The organism is Marinobacter sp. (genome assembly GCF_048259445.1).
In the GTDB taxonomy this organism is placed as follows: domain Bacteria; phylum Pseudomonadota; class Gammaproteobacteria; order Pseudomonadales; family Oleiphilaceae; genus Marinobacter.
On record NZ_JBLXHQ010000007.1, the window covers coordinates 127,919 to 145,477 of the forward strand.

Below are 17,559 nucleotides of genomic sequence, written 5' to 3' on the forward strand. Positions count from 1 at the left end.
GGAGAACGACCATGACAGACACATACGCTCAAACAGAACAGGAATCGGCCGTTCTGCTCAACCGCCGCGCCGAGGGCGTGACCGAAATCGTGTTGAACCGGCCCGACAAACGTAACGCCTTTGATGACGTAGTTATCCAGCAATTGATCAGCGCGATAACAGAAGTAGACGCCGACAGCGAAACGAAAGTGGTGATTTTACGCTCCGAAGGCAAACACTTCTCCGCCGGTGCAGATCTCGGCTGGATGCGTCGCATGGCAGACAACAGCCAGCAGGAGAATCTGGAAGATTCTCGCGAGCTAGCGCGCCTGATGGACTGCCTGAATCATCTCAGCAAGCCAGTCATCGGCCTGGTCCAGGGCGCGGCATACGGCGGCGCGGTTGGCCTGGCAGCCTGCTGCGACATCGTCATCGCGACAGAAACATCGAGCTTCTGCCTGAGTGAAGTGAAGCTGGGCCTGATTCCCGCGGTGATAAGCCCTTACGTGGTTCGCGCCATTGGCGAGCGCCAGGCGCGCCGCTTCTTTATTTCAGCAGAAATATTTAACGCCCGGGACGCCGAAAAGTTCGGCCTTGTGCATATCGTCTGCGACGATATCGACGCCATGAACGCCCGTTGCGACGAGATGCTGCAGCAGCTTGCCCAGAATGGCCCGGAAGCCATGAAAGCGGCCAAGAGTCTGGTGTTTGCCGTCAGCCACAAGCCCATCGACAGCAATGTGATTGACGACACCGCGCACCGCATAGCTGATATCCGCGTAGGCAAAGAAGGTCAGGAGGGGCTAAGTGCCTTCCTGAACAAACGTCGCGCCAACTGGATTCCGGAGAGCAACTAACATGTTCAGTAAAATACTCATTGCCAACCGGGGCGAAATCGCCTGCCGGATTATCCAGACAGCGCACCGCATGGGTATCCGCTGTGTCGCCGTTTATTCCGATGCAGACGCCAATGCCCACCACGTCTCCATGGCAGACGAAGCTTTCCATATTGGGCCGGCTCCCAGCTCAGAGAGCTACCTGCGAGGCGAGAAGATCATTGAAATCGCCAAGCAGAGCGGCGCACAGGCTATCCACCCGGGCTACGGCTTTTTGTCCGAGAACACCGGGTTTGCCGAAGCCTGTGAGGCCAACGGCCTGGTCTTTATCGGGCCACCCTCTTCGGCCATTGCAGCAATGGGCTCAAAATCTGCAGCCAAAGCCATCATGGAGAAAGCTGGCGTACCACTGGTGCCCGGCTATCACGGCGACGACCAAGCGCCGGAAACCCTGCGCGCCGAAGCTGAAAAATGCGGTTTCCCACTGTTACTGAAAGCGGTAGCCGGTGGCGGCGGTAAAGGCATGCGTGTGGTTGAGAACATCGGCGAGTTTGACGATGCACTCGCCGCAGCCAAGCGCGAGGCAAAGAACGCCTTTGGTAACCCGGACATGCTGATTGAGCGTTATCTCACCCAGCCACGCCACGTTGAAATCCAGGTATTCTGTGACCAGAGCGGCAAAGGTGTGTATCTGGCCGAGCGTGACTGTTCGGTTCAGCGTCGTCACCAGAAAGTTCTGGAAGAAGCACCGGCTCCAGGGCTGAGTGAAGAAACCCGTCAGGCTATGGGCGATGCGGCTGTTAAAGCAGCCCAGGCGATCAATTACGTGGGTGCTGGCACCGTGGAGTTTCTCTACGACGTCGACGGTTCATTCTTCTTCATGGAGATGAACACTCGCCTGCAGGTAGAGCACCCGGTGACCGAGATGGTAACCGGACAGGATCTTGTTGAGTGGCAACTGAAAGTGGCCTGGGGTGAGCCCTTACCGCTGGAGCAGTCACAGGTAAAAATCCGCGGCCATGCTCTGGAAGCCCGTATTTATGCCGAAGACCCGGATCAGGATTTCCTGCCTGCCACCGGCAACCTGCGCTACCTGAGTACGCCCGATGAAAGTGCCCATGTGCGTGTCGATACCGGCGTGATCGAAGGCGACGAAATCAGCATTCACTACGACCCGATGATTGCCAAACTGATCGTATGGGATGAAACCCGTGATCAGGCCATCAACCGCATGGTTCAGGCGCTTGAGCACTACCGGATTGCAGGTGTTAAAACCAACATCCGCTTCCTGCATGCACTGGCTGATGCCCAGCCTTTCCGCGAAGCAGACCTGACTACCGGCTTTATCGACAGCCATAGGGAATTGCTGTTCCCTAAATCAAAGCTGGACACCCACAAGGCACTGGTTCTGGCCGCAGGCTTTGTGCTGGAAGAGCGTAAATCCGCTGAATCCGTGAGCACGGACCCCTGGTCGCCATTCGGCCGCCGCAACAGCTGGCGCCTGAACTCGGAATACGCCCAGCCCCTGCAGCTGCAGGTGGGCGACGAGATACACGAGCTGAAGATCCTGGAGAAGGACGATCGTTACGAGGTGCTCGTGAACGGCAGTGTTTACAGCCTCACAGCAAAACTTGATGACGACTATCTTCAGGCGGTGGTTAACGGCCACCGCATCAGCATCCATGGCAATCTGCACAATGACCAGCTGGTGCTCTTCTACGAGGGCGATACCTTCCAGTGCACCCTCTACCGGGAAAGCTACATCTCGGACGACCTGGCCTCCGAAGGCGGTCTGACCGCACCGATGAACGGCGCTATTGTTGCAGTTCAAACCAGGGTGGGCGACTCGGTAACCGCTGGTCAGACCCTGGTTATCATGGAAGCCATGAAGATGGAGCACGCCATCAAGGCACCAGCAGACGGCGTTGTCACCGAGATTTTCTTCAACGAAGGCGAGCAGGTTTCGGAAGGCGCTGAACTGATTGCCATTGAAGTCGCAACAGAAAACACTGAGGAGGCCGGCTGATGGCCTTTCCCGAACAGGCGCGACTGGTTGAAATGAGCCCCCGGGACGGTCTGCAAAACGAATCAGGCCCGGTGATTGCCACTGACATCAAAACCGGGCTGATTGACCGCCTTGCCGATTGCGGTCTGACGCACATCGAGTCCGCCAGCTTTGTTTCACCCAAATGGGTTCCCCAAATGGGTGATGCCGCTGAAGTGATGGCCGGTATCAGGCGCAAAGCCGGCGTGCGCTATTCGGTTCTGACACCTAACCTCAGAGGCTTCGAGAATGCTCTGGCAGCAGGTGCGGATGAAGTGGCCGTATTTGGTGCAGCTTCGGAATCGTTCAGCCAGAAAAACATCAACTGTTCCATCGCAGAAAGCCTGGAGCGTTTCCTGCCCGTGATGGAGGCAGCAAACAGGCATAATATTCCGGTGCGAGGCTATGTTTCCACCGTACTGGGGTGCCCCTACGAAGGCGACATTGCACCGGAGCAGGTGGCAAAAGTTGCCAAAGCCCTGGCGGACATGGGCTGCTATGAAATCTCGCTGGGCGATACTATTGGCGTAGGTACACCACTGAAAGCCAAACGTATGCTGGAAGCCGTGGTTAAACACGTGCCCGTAGATCGCCTGGCTGCTCACTTCCATGACACCTATGGACAGGCCCTGGCCAATCTGTACGCGGTACTGGAAGAAGGTGTATCTGTTATTGATGCCTCAGTTGCAGGCCTGGGCGGCTGCCCTTATGCCAAAGGCGCTTCCGGTAACGTCGCCACCGAAGACGTGCTTTACCTGCTCAACGGCCTGGGTATCAGTACCGGTGTGGACCTGAACAAATTGGTGTCTACCGGCGAGTGGATCAGCAGCCAGCTCAAACGGCACAACGGCTCTAAAGTGGGCCAGGCTCTTAAATCGTAGGGATTTGACATGACCAAGAACAAGAATGTTGTCGCTCTGGATCTTCCCATTCCCGACATGAATGACCTTCCTGAGGATGTCAGGAAGTATTTTGAAATCTGTCTGGAAAAGTTGGGGATGATTCCCAATGTGCTTACCGCTTTCAGCCAGAACCTCAAACAACTGGACGGCTTTTCCCGCTTATATAACGAATTGATGATGGGAGAAAGCGAGCTCAGTAAACTGGAACGGGAAATGATTGCCGTGGTGGTCTCCTCGGAAAACAAATGCTTCTACTGCCTGGTGGCCCACGGCGCAGCGGTACGTGTTTTGAGTGGCGATCCTGCGCTGGGCGAGCACCTGGTGATGAATTACCGGTCAGCGAAACTGGATAAGCGCCAGCGCGCCATGCTCGATTTCGCATCCCACCTCACCCGCTCCCCGGCAACGGTTGCGGAAGACGAGGTTCAGGCACTGCGTGATGCAGGCTTCAGCGACAGTGCAATCTGGGATCTGAGCAACATAATCGGCTTTTACAACATGTCGAACCGAGTAGCGATTGCCAGCGACATGCGTCCAAATACTGAGTATCACGGTCAGAGCCGCTAACTGGCTCTCTACAATTTTGACCTCGACGACAAAAAAAACCGGAGGCAGACAATGAATCAGACTCTTCCAAGCTCCCTTCCAAGTTACACCAGCGGTACCTCCAAAACACCGCTGCTGGGCATGACCATTGGCGATATGCTTGACCGCACCGCCAGCAAGTATCCCGACACAGAAGCTCTGGTGTGTCTGCACCAGGACATCCGATGGACCTACAAAGAGTTCCTGGCCAGGGTTAATGAGGCCGCACGAGCCTTTTTGGCCATTGGTGTAAAGCGCGGCGATCGCGTGGGCATCTGGGCTCCGAACCGGTATGAGTGGACAGTTACCCAGTTTGCCACCGCAAAAGTGGGTGCCATTCTGGTCAACATCAACCCGGCCTACGGTATGCACGAACTGGAATACGCCATGAATCTGGCGGGCATCAGCGTGCTGGTTACCGCAGACAGCTTCAAGGCTTCAGACTATCGCAAAACACTCTACGAGTTGGCGCCCGAACTGAAAGCGGGCACACCCGGTAAAATCAAGGCCCAGCGGCTTTCAGATCTGCGCGCAGTGATCAACCTGGATACGGAAAAGCACGCCGGCATGTGGAGCTGGAACGAGTTCACTGGCTTTGGGGGCGACGTCAGCCAGGAAGAAGTGGACAAGGCCCAGAGCCAACTGCAGTTTGACGATCCTATCAACATTCAGTTTACCTCTGGCACCACCGGTAACCCAAAGGGCGCCACCCTTACTCACCACAACATCCTGAACAACGGTTTCTTTGTGGGTGAAAGTCAGATTCTTACCGAGAAAGACCGCCTGGTTATTCCGGTACCTCTTTACCACTGCTTCGGCATGGTAATGGGTAACCTGGGCTGCATCACCCACGGCTCTACCATGATCTATCCGGGTGAAGGCTTTGAGCCCAAAGCAGTGCTGCAGGCAGTACATCAGGAAAAAGCTACAGCGCTCTACGGCGTTCCCACCATGTTCATCGCCGAACTGGCCGAGCCGGAGTTCGAATCCTACGACCTTTCAACTCTGCGCACAGGCATCATGGCAGGTTCCATCTGCCCCGCGGAGGTGATGAAAAAGGTCAATGGCAAGATGAACATGAAAGAGGTTCAGATCGCCTACGGCATGACCGAAACCAGCCCGGTTTCCACCCAGACCAGCTCCCTTGACCCATTCGAGAAGCAGGTTACTACGGTAGGCCGCACCCAACCGCACCTGGAAACCAAGATCGTCGACCCGGCAACAGGCAATGTGCTGCCCCGCGGCGAGATTGGCGAATTGTGCACTCGCGGTTACAGCGTGATGCTGAAGTACTGGAATAACGAAGAAAAAACCCGCGAAGCAATCGACGCCGCCGGTTGGATGCACACCGAAGATCTGGCGACGATGGACGAAGAAGGCTATGTGCAGATTGTCGGACGCATCAAGGATATGGTGATTCGTGGTGGTGAGAACATCTACCCGAAAGAGGTCGAGGAATTCCTCTACACCCACCCATCCATTGAGGAAGTTCAGGTTACCGGCGTTCCCGACGACAAGTACGGCGAAGAGCTGGTTGCATGGGTCAAACTGCGGCCCGACGCAGATCCGGTGGATGCCGATGACCTGATGGCTTTCTGCAAAGGCAAGATCGCCCACTTCAAGATTCCCCGGAACTACAAATTCGTGGATGCATTCCCGATGACGGTTACCGGCAAGATCCAGAAGTTCAAAATGCGGGAAATTTCCATTGAGGAAATGGGGCTGAAGTAAAAAGCTTTCACATCTCTGAGCCCCGGCACTCATTCACTGAGCCCGGGGCTTTTTTTGCCTTTGAAAACCTCCTTGAGTGCTGCACACTGGGCGTCTTTTAACCTGACCATCAACAACAATCACAACAGGATTCAACCCCATGAGCAGCCCCAAGCCCAGTACCATCCGTGTTGGTAAACGTTATCGTGAGAACCGCCTGAACGGCCCCTATGATGCCATTATCATCGGCTCCGGCATTGGTGGCCTGACTGCCGCCGCCTGTATGAGCAAGATGGGCAAAAAGGTTCTGGTGCTTGAACAACACTATACCGCCGGTGGATTTACCCACAGCTACGACCGCAACGGCTACGAGTGGGACGTGGGCGTGCACTATATCGGCGACATGGGCGCAGACCACACAATGGGCAAGCGCCTGTTCGATCACATCACAGACGGCCAGTTGAAGTGGGCGCCAATGGATGCAAACTACGACCGCATCTTCCTGGGCGACAAGCACGTAGATCTGGTGGCCGGCCCGGACGCCTTCCGGGCCGAACTGATCAAGGCATTCCCGGAAGAAGAAACCGCCATCGACACTTACCTGGGCTATCTGCGCAAGGTGTCCAAGGCCATGCCCGGCATTGTTCTGGGCAAGGTTCTGCCGGATCTGGCCGCCGGCCCGCTGAGCATGCTCACCAAGCGCCGGGCTCCGGAATTCCTCAACAAGCCGACCCGCGAAGTGTTGGAGGGCATTACCAGCAACCAGGAACTGATTGCTGTGCTCACCGGCCAATGGGGTGATAACGGCCTGCCGCCAGCAGAGTCCAGCTTTATCATCCACTCGCTGATCGCACGCCATTACCTGCACGGCGGCTACTACCCTATCGGCGGCGCCTCCGAAATGGCGAAGACCATCATCCCGGTGGTTCAACAAAGTGGCGGTGAAGTCTTCACCTACGCCGACGTAACCGGCATCCTGATCGAGAAAGGCAAAGCCGTGGGCGTTCGCATGGCGGACGGCGCAGAAATACGCTCACCATTGATCATCAGCAACGCCGGTGTCTTCAATACCTTCAACAAATTGCTACCCGAAGAGGCGCCTGAATGGAGCTACTATCAGGACAAGCTGAAAACTGTTAAGCGCTCCATGGCCAGTAACTGCCTGTACATCGGCCTGCAGGATACTGCCGAAAATCTGGGCCTGCCGAAAACCAACTACTGGATCTACCCCGGCGCGGATTACGAAAAACAGATACAGGATTTCATGGACGACCCTGAAGCCAACGACATACCGCTGACCTATATTTCGTTCCCGTCCGCCAAGGACCCCAGCTTTTCCGAGCGCTACCCCGGCCGCGCCACCATCGAGATCGTCGCGCCTGGCCCGTTTGAATGGTACGAAAAATGGGCCAACAAACCCTGGGGCAAACGCGGTGAAGAGTACGAAGCCAGGAAAGAAGAATACGCCCAGCGCCTGCTTGCGAAACTGTATGAGAAGTTCCCGCACCTGGAAGGCAAGGTGGATTACTACGAGCTGTCCACGCCCCTTTCCACTGACTACTTCTGCCGCTATAGCGAAGGTGAAATCTACGGTCTGGATCACACCCCTGATCGCTTCGAGCTGGACTGGCTGAAACCCAAAACCCGCATACCCGGCCTGTACCTTACCGGCCAGGACATTATGACCTGCGGTGTAGTGGGAGCGATGCTAGGTGGTTTACTGACAACCGTTGCCGTAAGTGGCCTCAAGGGCCTGCCGCTTGCGAAAAAGATGTTTGTAGGCTAACAGACATCAGTGCCCCGGCGTCACTAACGTGATGGTGACGCCGAAAACTGAAACGCCTTGGGAAACGTTGAGACCGCATGAAAACCATCGGACTAATCGGCGGTATGAGCTGGGAATCTACCCAGACTTACTATCGCCTGATCAACCAGAAAGTGCGCGAACAGCTCGGTGGACTCCACTCAGCAAAGATCATTCTCTACAGCGTAGATTTCGCAGAAATCGAGACTCTCCAGCACGAGGGAGACTGGGACGGAACTGCGAAGATCCTGATATCGGCCGCGCAATCCGTTAAAGCAGGTGGCGCCGATTTCCTGCTGATTTGCACCAACACCATGCATAAAGTTGCCCCACAGATTGAGCAGGCTTGCGCCATTCCCCTGCTTCATATTGCCGATGCCACAGCCAATGCACTGCTGAAAGACGGAATATCATCGGTAGGGCTGCTTGGAACCCGGTTCACCATGGAGCAAACGTTCTATCGTGAGCGTCTTGAGGAAAAAGGCATTAATGTCATCATCCCGGATGGCGGCGAGCGAGACGCTGTACACCGGATAATCTATGAAGAATTGTGCCAGGGCATTATCAACCCTGATTCAAAAGCAACCTACCTTGAAACTGTAGATTCACTGGCTACGCGTGGTGCTCAGGCCGTGATTCTGGGCTGCACTGAAATCGGCTTGCTGATTCAGGCCTCCGATACGCCGGTTGCTCTATACGACACCACTGAGATCCATGCGGCTCAGGCGGTTGAGATTGCGTTGACCTAGGCAATGCGCAAAAGCCAGGGTCGTCTGCTATGCTTGCCGCGAATCCAAACAAAAAGGTATTTAAAATGACTGATACTTGGCTAACCTCGCTTATCACCAACACACCTCAGGAAGGCTACGAGCTCGCAATCACGCTCAGTCGCAGAGGTGTGAAATACACCCAACCCGACATGGAAACTCTCAAGAAGTTGCGACCGGACTACGCCGACTCTGCAGATGGTCTGACCGCTGCCTCGCAAGTCATTGCAATCAACTTTCAAACGGTGGCAGCGGCCAATAATTATTGGCGAAGCTGAGTTCTTCAGCAAAATCTATGCTCTCACTGTGCCCAAACATTTCCGACCCCGCACTGTGAGAGCGTGCTTCCGAAATTACAGGCCTGCACCCAAACCCTCATACGTATAACCCCCCGAAGGCCTTCGCAAAATTTGTGTAGCGCCGCGCACATTCTCATGATACATATCGCTCGAATACGGCCGGTTCACTAAGCAGCTGGCTCGACCGCCGTTTCCAGGACAAGCCTCAAAGGAGTCGCGCAGCGACCTTCCCTCAGCAGACCTGCACAACACCGCGTGCGTCCTGCACGCTTTGTATCCATCCCTTTTCGTTGAGGGACGTTATCCCATGATTAAGTTGTGTAAGCCAAAGGCGCTGGTCGCCTCCGTTGCGTTGTCTCTGTGTGCCTCTTCCGCCATCGCTGCAGAAGAAGTGCGTGTGTATAACTGGTCTGACTACATCGCCGAGGACACTCTGGCGAAGTTCACCAAAGAAACCGGCATCAAGGTCATTTACGACGTCTACGACAGCAACGAAGTACTGGAAGCCGCGCTCTTGTCTGGCCGCTCCGGCTACGACCTGGTGATGCCCTCCAACCACTACGTGGCCAAGCAGATTTCTGCCAAAGCCTTTGTAGAGCTGGATCATGCAAAGCTGCCTAACATGAAGAATCTGAACCAGGATCTCATGACTCAGCTCGAAAAAGTTGATTCCGGCAGCAAGTTTTCGATTCCCTACCTTTGGGGAACCAACGGTTATGGCTACAACGCTGGGCGTATCGAGAAAATCCTGGGCGATAGTGCGCCAACGAACTCCTGGGCGCTGGTCTTCGACCCGGAAGTGACCGGTAAACTCGCGGAGGGCGGTTGTGGCATTGCCATGCTGGATTCCGGTGAAGAGATGGTGCGTGCCGCCATGGCTTATATCGGCCTGGATCCGAACAGCAACAGCGCCGACGACATCAAAAAAGGCGGTGAGGTGATCAAAGCCGTGCGGCCGAACATCACTTACTTCCATTCCTCGCGCTACATTGCGGACCTGGCCAATGGTGATCTGTGTGTCGCCGCCGGCTATTCCGGCGACATTCTGCAGGCGGCAGCTCGTGCCGAAGAAGCCAACAACGGCAATGTGATCCGCTACACCATTCCGAAAGAAGGCGCAGTGCTGTGGTTCGACATGATGACCATCCCGGCCGGTGCTCCGAACGTTGAGAACGCTCACAAGCTGGTCAACTTCCTGATGAAGCCGGAGATTATCGCCGAAGTAACCAACTATGTGTGGTACGCCAACCCGAACAAGGCTGCCAACGAGTTTGTGGATGCTGAAATCCTCAACGACACGAGCATCTACCCTACAGACGACGTGATGAAGAAGCTCTACATCATGGAAGGTCGGCCTCAGGACACGACGCGCCTGATGACCCGTACCTGGACCAGCGTGAAGTCAGGACGTTAAGGGCATGCTCAGTGGCATCAATACCTCCGCGCAAGCGGAGGTATTACTCAGCATTCGCGGCGTTTCAAAGAGCTTTGACGGCACACTGGCGGTGGACGACGTCGACCTGAACATCAAAAAGGGCGAGATATTTGCGCTTCTGGGTGGTTCCGGTTCCGGTAAATCTACCCTGCTGCGTATGCTGGCCGGATTTGAAACTCCGGACACGGGTCGGATTGTGTTGGATGGACAGGACATCACAGCCCTGCCCCCGTACCTGCGCCCGACCAACATGATGTTTCAGTCTTATGCATTATTCCCGCACATGACGGTAGAGCAAAACATTGCACTTGGCCTGAAGCAGGACAAGCTGCCCAAGGGTGAGATCCGTGACCGCATCGCCGCCATGCTCAAGCTGGTCAAAATGGAGCCTTACGCCAAGCGTCTTCCCCAGCAGCTTTCCGGTGGCCAGCAGCAACGCGTGGCGTTGGCGCGTTCACTTGCAAAAAGCCCGAAGCTACTGCTGCTGGACGAGCCTATGGGCGCGCTCGATAAAAAGCTGCGCACTGAAATGCAGCTTGAGCTGGTGGATATTCTTGAGAGGGTAGGTGCTACCTGCCTGATGGTCACTCACGATCAGGAAGAAGCCATGACCATGGCAAGCCGTATTGCCATTATGTCCTATGGCCAGATTGTCCAGGTGGGGTCACCTATGGATATCTACGAAAGCCCGAATAGCCGCATGACGGCGGAGTTCATCGGCTCGGTGAATATCTTTGAAGCACATATTAATGAAGACAATGCCGACAGCATTCTCTTGGCAAGCGGGTTGCTGGACGCACCGGTATTTATTAACCAGGGTGTTTCCACGCCTGCAGAAAATACCGAAACGCTGATTGCTCTTCGTCCCGAAAAAATCAATCTGACGTCGATCAAGCCTGATGGCGAGTTCAACTGGAGCCAGGGCAAGGTAGAGAACATTGCCTATCTGGGCGACATCACCTCTTATTATGTAAAGCTGAAAAGCGGCAAGCTCGTGCAGGCGACCATGGCCAACGTAGCTCGCCTGGGTGAACGGCCAACCTGGGGCGACACCGTGTTCGTTTCCTGGGAAGCGTCCAGCCCTATTCTGCTTTGGAGCTGATGCGGTGAACCGAGAACTGAACCAGGTTCCTCTGAGGGAGCGGATACGCTCTGCGCTGTTCAATCGTCGGGTACTTTTCGGTATCCCGTTCTTCTGGCTGTTGCTCTTTTTTCTTCTGCCCTTCGCGCTGATCCTGAAAATCAGTCTGACCTCCGCGGTGATGGCCATTCCACCCTACGAACCGGTCTTCCGGCTCGTAGACAACACGCTGTCGGTCGTGCTGAATTTTGGCAATTTCCTTTTCCTGATGTCAGACAGCCTGTATATCGCAGCCTATTGGGGTTCGATCAAAACGGCATTCATTTCCACAGCGGCTTGCCTGCTGATTGGCTATCCCATGGCCTATGCCATGGCCCGGGCGCCCAGGCACTGGCAACTGGTGTTTCTGCTGATGGTAATGCTGCCGTCCTGGACGTCGTTTCTGATCCGGGTTTATGCCTGGATGGGCATTCTCGGCAATCAGGGATTATTGAACGCTTTTCTGATGTGGCTGGGGCTGGTTGATGAGCCGCTGAAGATGCTCAATACCAACTTTGCGGTAATCCTGGGCATTACCTATGCCTACCTGCCGTTTATGGTGCTGCCAATTTACACCACTCTGGTGAAGCTGGACGGACGCCTGCTTGAGGCCGCCTCAGATCTTGGCTGTCGCAGCCCTGCTACCTTCTGGACCATCACTCTACCGTTATCCAAAGCAGGTATTCTTGCAGGCTGCATGCTGGTATTCATTCCCGCCGTTGGTGAGTTCGTGATTCCTGAACTGTTAGGCGGCCCGGACACACTAATGATCGGAAAGGTGCTGTGGGAAGAGTTTTTCAACAACCGGGACTGGCCAGTGGCGTCTGCTCTGGCGATCGTCATGCTGGCACTTCTGCTGATCCCGATTGTGCTGTTCCATCGTTTCCAGAGCCGGGAGATGTCAAAAAATGGTTAACTCACGGGGCTTCAGTTTCTCAAAGATCATGCTGACGTTGGGATTGCTGTTTCTCTATCTGCCGATGTTTGTGCTGATCGTGTATTCGTTCAACGCATCCCGGCTGGTCTCTGTATGGGCCGGTTTTTCGACCCACTGGTACAGCGCCCTGTTTGAAGATCAGCAGATCCTGTCTGCAGTCTGGATGAGCCTGCGAATTGCTTTCTACTCAGCCAGCATGGCGGTTTGCCTTGGCACCTTGTGCTCGTTTGTGATTACCCGATTCAAACGTATGCGCGGGCGAGCGATGCTCTCCGGCATGATTACCGCACCGCTGGTGATGCCAGAAGTCATAACCGGTTTGTCACTGTTGCTGTTGTTTGTTCAGTTCGCTGAGCTTACCGGCTGGCCAGCAGATCGAGGGATGGTAACCATCTGGATTGCACACACCACTTTCTGCAGCGCTTATGTAGCGGTCGTCGTCAGCGCGCGACTGCAAGAGGTGGATCGATCCATCGAGGAAGCCGCTATGGACCTCGGCTGCACGCCACTGAAGACATTTTTTGTTATTACCCTGCCGGTGATTGCTCCGGCTCTGGTATCAGGTTGGCTGCTGGCCTTTACACTGTCACTCGATGACCTTGTTATTGCCAGTTTCGTATCCGGCCCGGGCGCTACTACACTTCCGATGGTCGTGTTTTCCTCGGTAAGAATGGGCGTATCACCCAAGATTAACGCACTGGCAACGCTCATTATTCTGTCGGTATCACTGATTGCATTCATTGCCTGGTACGTAATGCGCCGGAGCGAGAAAAGGCGACTCAGAGGTCGCCTTTCCTGAACCGGGCCACTATGCCTGATTTCGACTGCGTGCGGTTTCAATCCATTTGTAGAGGATGGGTACCAGCAAAGTACCTAGCACCGTGGCTGCCGTCATGCCACTGAGCACGGTAACACCCAGGCTGACACGACTGGCAGCGCCGGCACCGCTGGCAAACACCAGCGGCAGCACTCCCAACACGAACGACAGCGCGGTCATAAGCACCGCGCGGAAGCGCAACACTGCGGCTTTGTTGGCCGCTTCTTCCGCACTCATTCCGGATTTGCGCAACTGCATGGCAAATTCCACGATCAGAATCGCGGTTTTTGTCGACAGTCCGATCAATAATACCAATCCCACCTGAGCGTAGATGTTATTGGCCAGACCGGTCAGCCATAGACCGCCCAGAGCACCAAACATCGCCAATGGCACCGCGCCGATAACCGCAAACGGCAACGCCCAGCTTTCGTACTGCGCCACCAGAAACAGATACACGAACACAATAGCCAGCAGGAAGATCAGCGCCGCCAGATTGCCGGCCTGAATTTCCTGCAGGCTCTGCCCGGCCCAACTGAATTCGTAACCCTGGGGCAGATTTTTCGACAAAGCTTCCATCGCCTTGATGGCATCCCCACTGGCAAAGCCTGTCGCAGGCTCTCCAGAAATGGTCACCGAGCGTTTCAGGTTGAAGTGGTTGATGCTGGACGGTCCCAACACCGGTTTGAGTGTCGCCAGGGTAGACAAGGGCACCATATCGCCATCCCGGTTGCGCACCGAATAATGGCTCAAATCCTCTGGCCCCTGGCGGAATTCACCTTCCGCCTGCAACTGCACCCGGTAGTTTTTACCAAAACGGGTAAAGTCGTTGACGTATAGCGATCCCAGCTGAGTTTGCAGCGTCGAGAAAATATCCGAGAGGCTGATACCCAGAGCTTTCGCCTTGTTACGGTCTACCTCAAGCAGGTACTGGGGTATATTGGCGCGATAGGTGCTATAGACCCGCGAAAGCTCTTCCCGCTTGTTGGCCTCAAAAATCAGCCCGTTCATAACCTGCGCCAGTTCGCCGACATCCCGGCTCTGATTGTCCTGCAGCCGGTAATCAAAACCGGAAGACGCGCCCAGACCTGGAATGGCAGGGGGGTTGAACACCGTGATCTGGGCTTCGGGCAGCGTCCATAAACCAGCGTACAGCCGCGATACAATTGCATTCACGCCAAGTTCCGCCGATTCCCGCTCCTCCCAATCACTCAGTACGATAATGCCAAGACCGTTGTTAGAACCCGCTCCGCCCAGCAGGGAAAAACCGGACACCGAAATAAAATCGGTGATCGCAGGGTCTTCCAGCACCATATCCGTGACTTTTTCCAGCACCGCATCCGTGCGCTCCAGCGACGCTGCATCGGGCAGCTGCACATCCACAAACAGAAAACCCTGATCTTCCGGAGGAACAAAGGCGAGCGGTACCGACTTGAACAGGCTGCCAGTGGTGGCAAACAGAGCGATCAGAACCACACCGATAAGCGCACCCTTGCGTAGCAGTTTCGTCAGCAGGCTGGAATACCCCTTGGTACTAACGCCAATCACCTTCTCTATCGGGCGCAGCCAGCCTACTGTTTCACTGCTACCGCGCCCCAACAGGGTAGCGCACAACGCCGGGCTGAGGGTCAACGCGTTGATGGACGAAATAATAACCGCCACCGAGATCGTTACTGAAAACTGTTGGTACAGCACGCCGGTGATGCCGGGCATGAAAGCGACCGGCACAAAAACCGCAAGCAATACCAGTGTGGTGGCAATAACCGGACCGGTCACCTCTTCCATAGCTTTGGTGACGGCATCGCGGATGGGCAGTTTTTCTTCCTGCAAAATACGTTCGACGTTTTCCACCACAACAATAGCGTCGTCCACCACAATCCCGATGGCCAGCACCAGCCCGAACAGAGTAATAATGTTAATGGAATAACCCAGTGCTGCCATAATTGCGAAGGTACCAATCAGCGAGACCGGTATGGCGATACTGGGGACCAGGGTTGCGCGCCAGTTCTGCAGAAACAGAAACACCACCAGAATAACCAGCGCGATAGCCTGAGCAAGAGTGACAATCACTTCTTCAATCGAGCGGCTGATAAACTCGGTGGAGTCGAACAGCACTTCGTGGGTCATGCCGTCAGGGAAACTGAGGGCAAACTCATCCACGGTCTTTTTAACTTCCGCAGCCACATCCAGAGCGTTAGCATCCGGTAGCTGATAAATCACCAGAAACGCGGTGTCCTGATTATTCAGTTTGGCGGTAGACGTGTAGGAGCGCGAACCCAGTTCGATCCGCCCGACATCACCCAGGCGCAAAAAGCCGCCGTCCTCTTTGGCACGAATAATAGTTTGAGCAAACTCCGCAGGATCCGAAAGGCGCTCCTTGCTTTGAATGCTGTACACAAACTGCTGGCCCTCGGGCACTGGTGACTCTCCCAGTTTACCCGCCGCTACAATCTGGTTCTGCTCACGCAAAGCCGCCGCCACTTCCGCCACGGTCACTTTCAGCGAACGCATGCGCCGTGGGTCAAGCCACACGCGCATGCTGTAATCCCTCGCGCCCATAACCTCTGCTGACGCTACGCCGGGTACCCGGCCCAGAGTCTCTACCAGGTTGCTGCTGGCGTAGTTGCTGAGAAACACTGCATCCAGCTCCGGGCGCTCTGATACCAGGTTAATACCCATCAGCATATTGCCGGTCTGCTTGCTGACCGTCACACCCTGGCGCCGCACTTCTTCCGGTAAAAACGGTTCTGCCAGAGCCACCCGGTTCTGCACGTTTACCTGAGCGATATCGGTGTCGGTGCCGCTTTCAAATGACAGGGTAATTTGTGTTGTGCCATCGCTGGAGGCGGTGGATTCAATGTAGATCATGCCCTCTACCCCATTGAGCTGCTGCTCAATGGGGCGCACAACTGCCTCTTCCACAATCTGCGGGCTTGCACCAGGCAACACCGCCGACACCTGAATTTTTGGCGGTGCCATATCCGGATACATATTCACCGGCAGCACCTGAAGTGCCAGCAGGCCCGCCATGGTAATAAGTATGGATATAACAAAGGCAAACTTGGGCCTGTGTATAAACGTGCGACTGATCATTGCGCCGCACCGCCATCGGCGGTGGCGTTGTCCGGCCCGGTCAAGGCACCGGTAACCGGATCAATTTGCTTCACGACAGGCGCCACCGTTACGCCGGTGCGCACCTTCTGCAGACCTTCTACAATAACCTTCTCACCGGTATCCAGGCCGCTTTCAGCTACGAGCATTGCGCCTATCCGCGTACCAGTTTCGATGAAACGCTGAATGACCTTTTGCTGCTCGTCTACCAGCAGTACAAATTGCCCCTCAATGGTTTCCTGAACCGCCGACTGGGGCACCAACACCCGCGAATCGCCTGCCTGCTCCTCGATACGCAGAGTCACGTAAAGCCCGGGTAACAACACCGCGTCCGGATTTGGAAACGCCGCGCGCATAGCAACCGTTCCGGTGTTGGCATCTGTTTGTACGTCGGCGAAATCCAGCCTACCAGGCTGTTCGAAGCGTCCGCCGTCAGGGAGAGTCAACTGCAACGAAAGCCGATTGGCAATCTGCTCCTCAGTACCGTTGTCTGCGCGGCGAAAAGCAACGAAATCAGACTCATTGAGCTGGAATTCCACATACAGAGGGTCGGTCACCAGCACCCGTGTAATAGGCCCGCTGGCAGGGCTGACCACAGCACCGACATCGAAATTCAGGCGGCCAATCCAACCGTCAAATGGCGCTTTGATTTCCGAGTACTCCAGATTGGTATCCGCTTTTTGCACGGAGGCTTCAGCCGTCTTTAAACGACTTTGCGCTGCATTAAATCGATCCTTGAGTTTGTCCAGATCGGCGTCTGACAGATAGCCCTTGCCAGCCACTTCTTCACCACGTTCGAGATTTTTCCGGGCGGATTCAATTTCCGCTCTGGCAGCCGTCAGCTCGGCGCGGGCCTGCTGGAGGTCGGCGTTTACACGGGTATCCTCCAACCTGACCAGAACCTGTCCTTCACGAACGCGCGCTCCTTCCCGGAACAGAATCTCTCTGATTTCTGCTTCAATACGCGGTGTCAGGTCTGCCTTGGCGGATGCAGCTGTTCTGGCTACAAAATCACGTGATGGGCGTACCTCAGAGTTATCGACCACCACCACTGAAACCGAAACCGGAGCGGCTACGGGAGGATCAACTGGTTCCGAGCAGCCCGCAATAACCAGGACAGTAAAAATAGCAAATAAGGGCGAACAAATTTTTGAAAACGAAGAGCTGAGCATTTTAATTACCTGGTTGAAAGGTGGGCCAGGCCCCACAGCAGATG

14 protein-coding genes are annotated in these 17,559 nt (G+C 55.2%); 12 read left to right on the forward strand and 2 right to left on the reverse strand.

Annotated features, from left to right (window positions below):
• Positions 1–11 precede the first annotated feature (11 nt).
• From ACN0RL_RS07350 to ACN0RL_RS07405, 12 genes are all read left to right on the forward strand, one after another.
• Positions 12–836 (forward strand): enoyl-CoA hydratase-related protein, encoded by an 825-nt coding sequence (locus ACN0RL_RS07350; protein WP_417515230.1) that lies wholly within the window; start codon positions 12–14, stop codon positions 834–836.
• A 1-nt stretch (position 837) separates the two neighbouring features.
• A complete protein-coding gene (locus tag ACN0RL_RS07355; RefSeq protein WP_417515232.1) occupies positions 838–2,841 on the forward strand; it encodes an acetyl/propionyl/methylcrotonyl-CoA carboxylase subunit alpha in 2,004 nt (667 codons plus the stop codon).
• Positions 2,841–3,740 (forward strand): hydroxymethylglutaryl-CoA lyase, encoded by a 900-nt coding sequence (locus ACN0RL_RS07360; RefSeq protein ID WP_417515234.1) that lies wholly within the window; start codon positions 2,841–2,843, stop codon positions 3,738–3,740. Before ACN0RL_RS07355 ends, ACN0RL_RS07360 begins: the two co-directional genes overlap by 1 nt.
• 9 nt (positions 3,741–3,749) lie before the next feature.
• Positions 3,750–4,328 (forward strand): peroxidase-related enzyme, encoded by a 579-nt coding sequence (locus ACN0RL_RS07365; RefSeq protein ID WP_417515236.1) that lies wholly within the window; start codon positions 3,750–3,752, stop codon positions 4,326–4,328.
• Positions 4,329–4,379: 51 nt separating this feature from the next.
• A complete protein-coding gene (locus ACN0RL_RS07370) occupies positions 4,380–6,077 on the forward strand; it encodes an AMP-binding protein (protein ID WP_417515238.1) in 1,698 nt (565 codons plus the stop codon).
• Positions 6,078–6,216: 139 nt separating this feature from the next.
• Positions 6,217–7,842, forward strand: a complete 1,626-nt coding sequence (locus ACN0RL_RS07375) for a phytoene desaturase family protein (RefSeq protein WP_417515240.1) — start codon at positions 6,217–6,219, stop codon at positions 7,840–7,842.
• 77 nt (positions 7,843–7,919) lie between these two features.
• Positions 7,920–8,609, forward strand: a complete 690-nt coding sequence (locus ACN0RL_RS07380) for an aspartate/glutamate racemase family protein (RefSeq protein WP_417515242.1) — start codon at positions 7,920–7,922, stop codon at positions 8,607–8,609.
• 65 nt (positions 8,610–8,674) lie between these two features.
• Positions 8,675–8,905: a hexameric tyrosine-coordinated heme protein gene (locus ACN0RL_RS07385; RefSeq protein WP_417515244.1), complete on the forward strand. Its 231-nt coding sequence runs from the start codon at positions 8,675–8,677 to the stop codon at positions 8,903–8,905.
• 328 nt (positions 8,906–9,233) lie between these two features.
• A complete protein-coding gene (locus ACN0RL_RS07390) occupies positions 9,234–10,340 on the forward strand; it encodes a polyamine ABC transporter substrate-binding protein (RefSeq protein WP_417515246.1) in 1,107 nt (368 codons plus the stop codon).
• A gap of 4 nt (positions 10,341–10,344) precedes the next feature.
• Positions 10,345–11,463: a polyamine ABC transporter ATP-binding protein gene (gene potA, locus ACN0RL_RS07395; RefSeq protein ID WP_417515248.1), complete on the forward strand. Its 1,119-nt coding sequence runs from the start codon at positions 10,345–10,347 to the stop codon at positions 11,461–11,463.
• 31 nt (positions 11,464–11,494) lie between these two features.
• Complete coding sequence (locus tag ACN0RL_RS07400; RefSeq protein ID WP_417515288.1) at positions 11,495–12,397, forward strand: ABC transporter permease subunit; 903 nt, start codon at positions 11,495–11,497, stop codon at positions 12,395–12,397.
• Positions 12,390–13,217: an ABC transporter permease subunit gene (locus ACN0RL_RS07405; RefSeq protein WP_417515250.1), complete on the forward strand. Its 828-nt coding sequence runs from the start codon at positions 12,390–12,392 to the stop codon at positions 13,215–13,217. The genes ACN0RL_RS07400 and ACN0RL_RS07405 overlap by 8 nt, the downstream gene beginning before the upstream one ends.
• A gap of 9 nt (positions 13,218–13,226) precedes the next feature.
• Here ACN0RL_RS07405 and ACN0RL_RS07410 read toward each other — a convergent pair whose 3' ends face one another.
• Both ACN0RL_RS07410 and ACN0RL_RS07415 read right to left on the reverse strand, forming a co-directional pair.
• Positions 13,227–16,325 (reverse strand): efflux RND transporter permease subunit, encoded by a 3,099-nt coding sequence (locus tag ACN0RL_RS07410; protein ID WP_417515252.1) that lies wholly within the window; start codon positions 16,323–16,325, stop codon positions 13,227–13,229.
• Positions 16,322–17,515 (reverse strand): efflux RND transporter periplasmic adaptor subunit, encoded by a 1,194-nt coding sequence (locus ACN0RL_RS07415; protein WP_417515254.1) that lies wholly within the window; start codon positions 17,513–17,515, stop codon positions 16,322–16,324. The genes ACN0RL_RS07410 and ACN0RL_RS07415 overlap by 4 nt, the downstream gene beginning before the upstream one ends.
• Positions 17,516–17,559 lie beyond the last annotated feature (44 nt).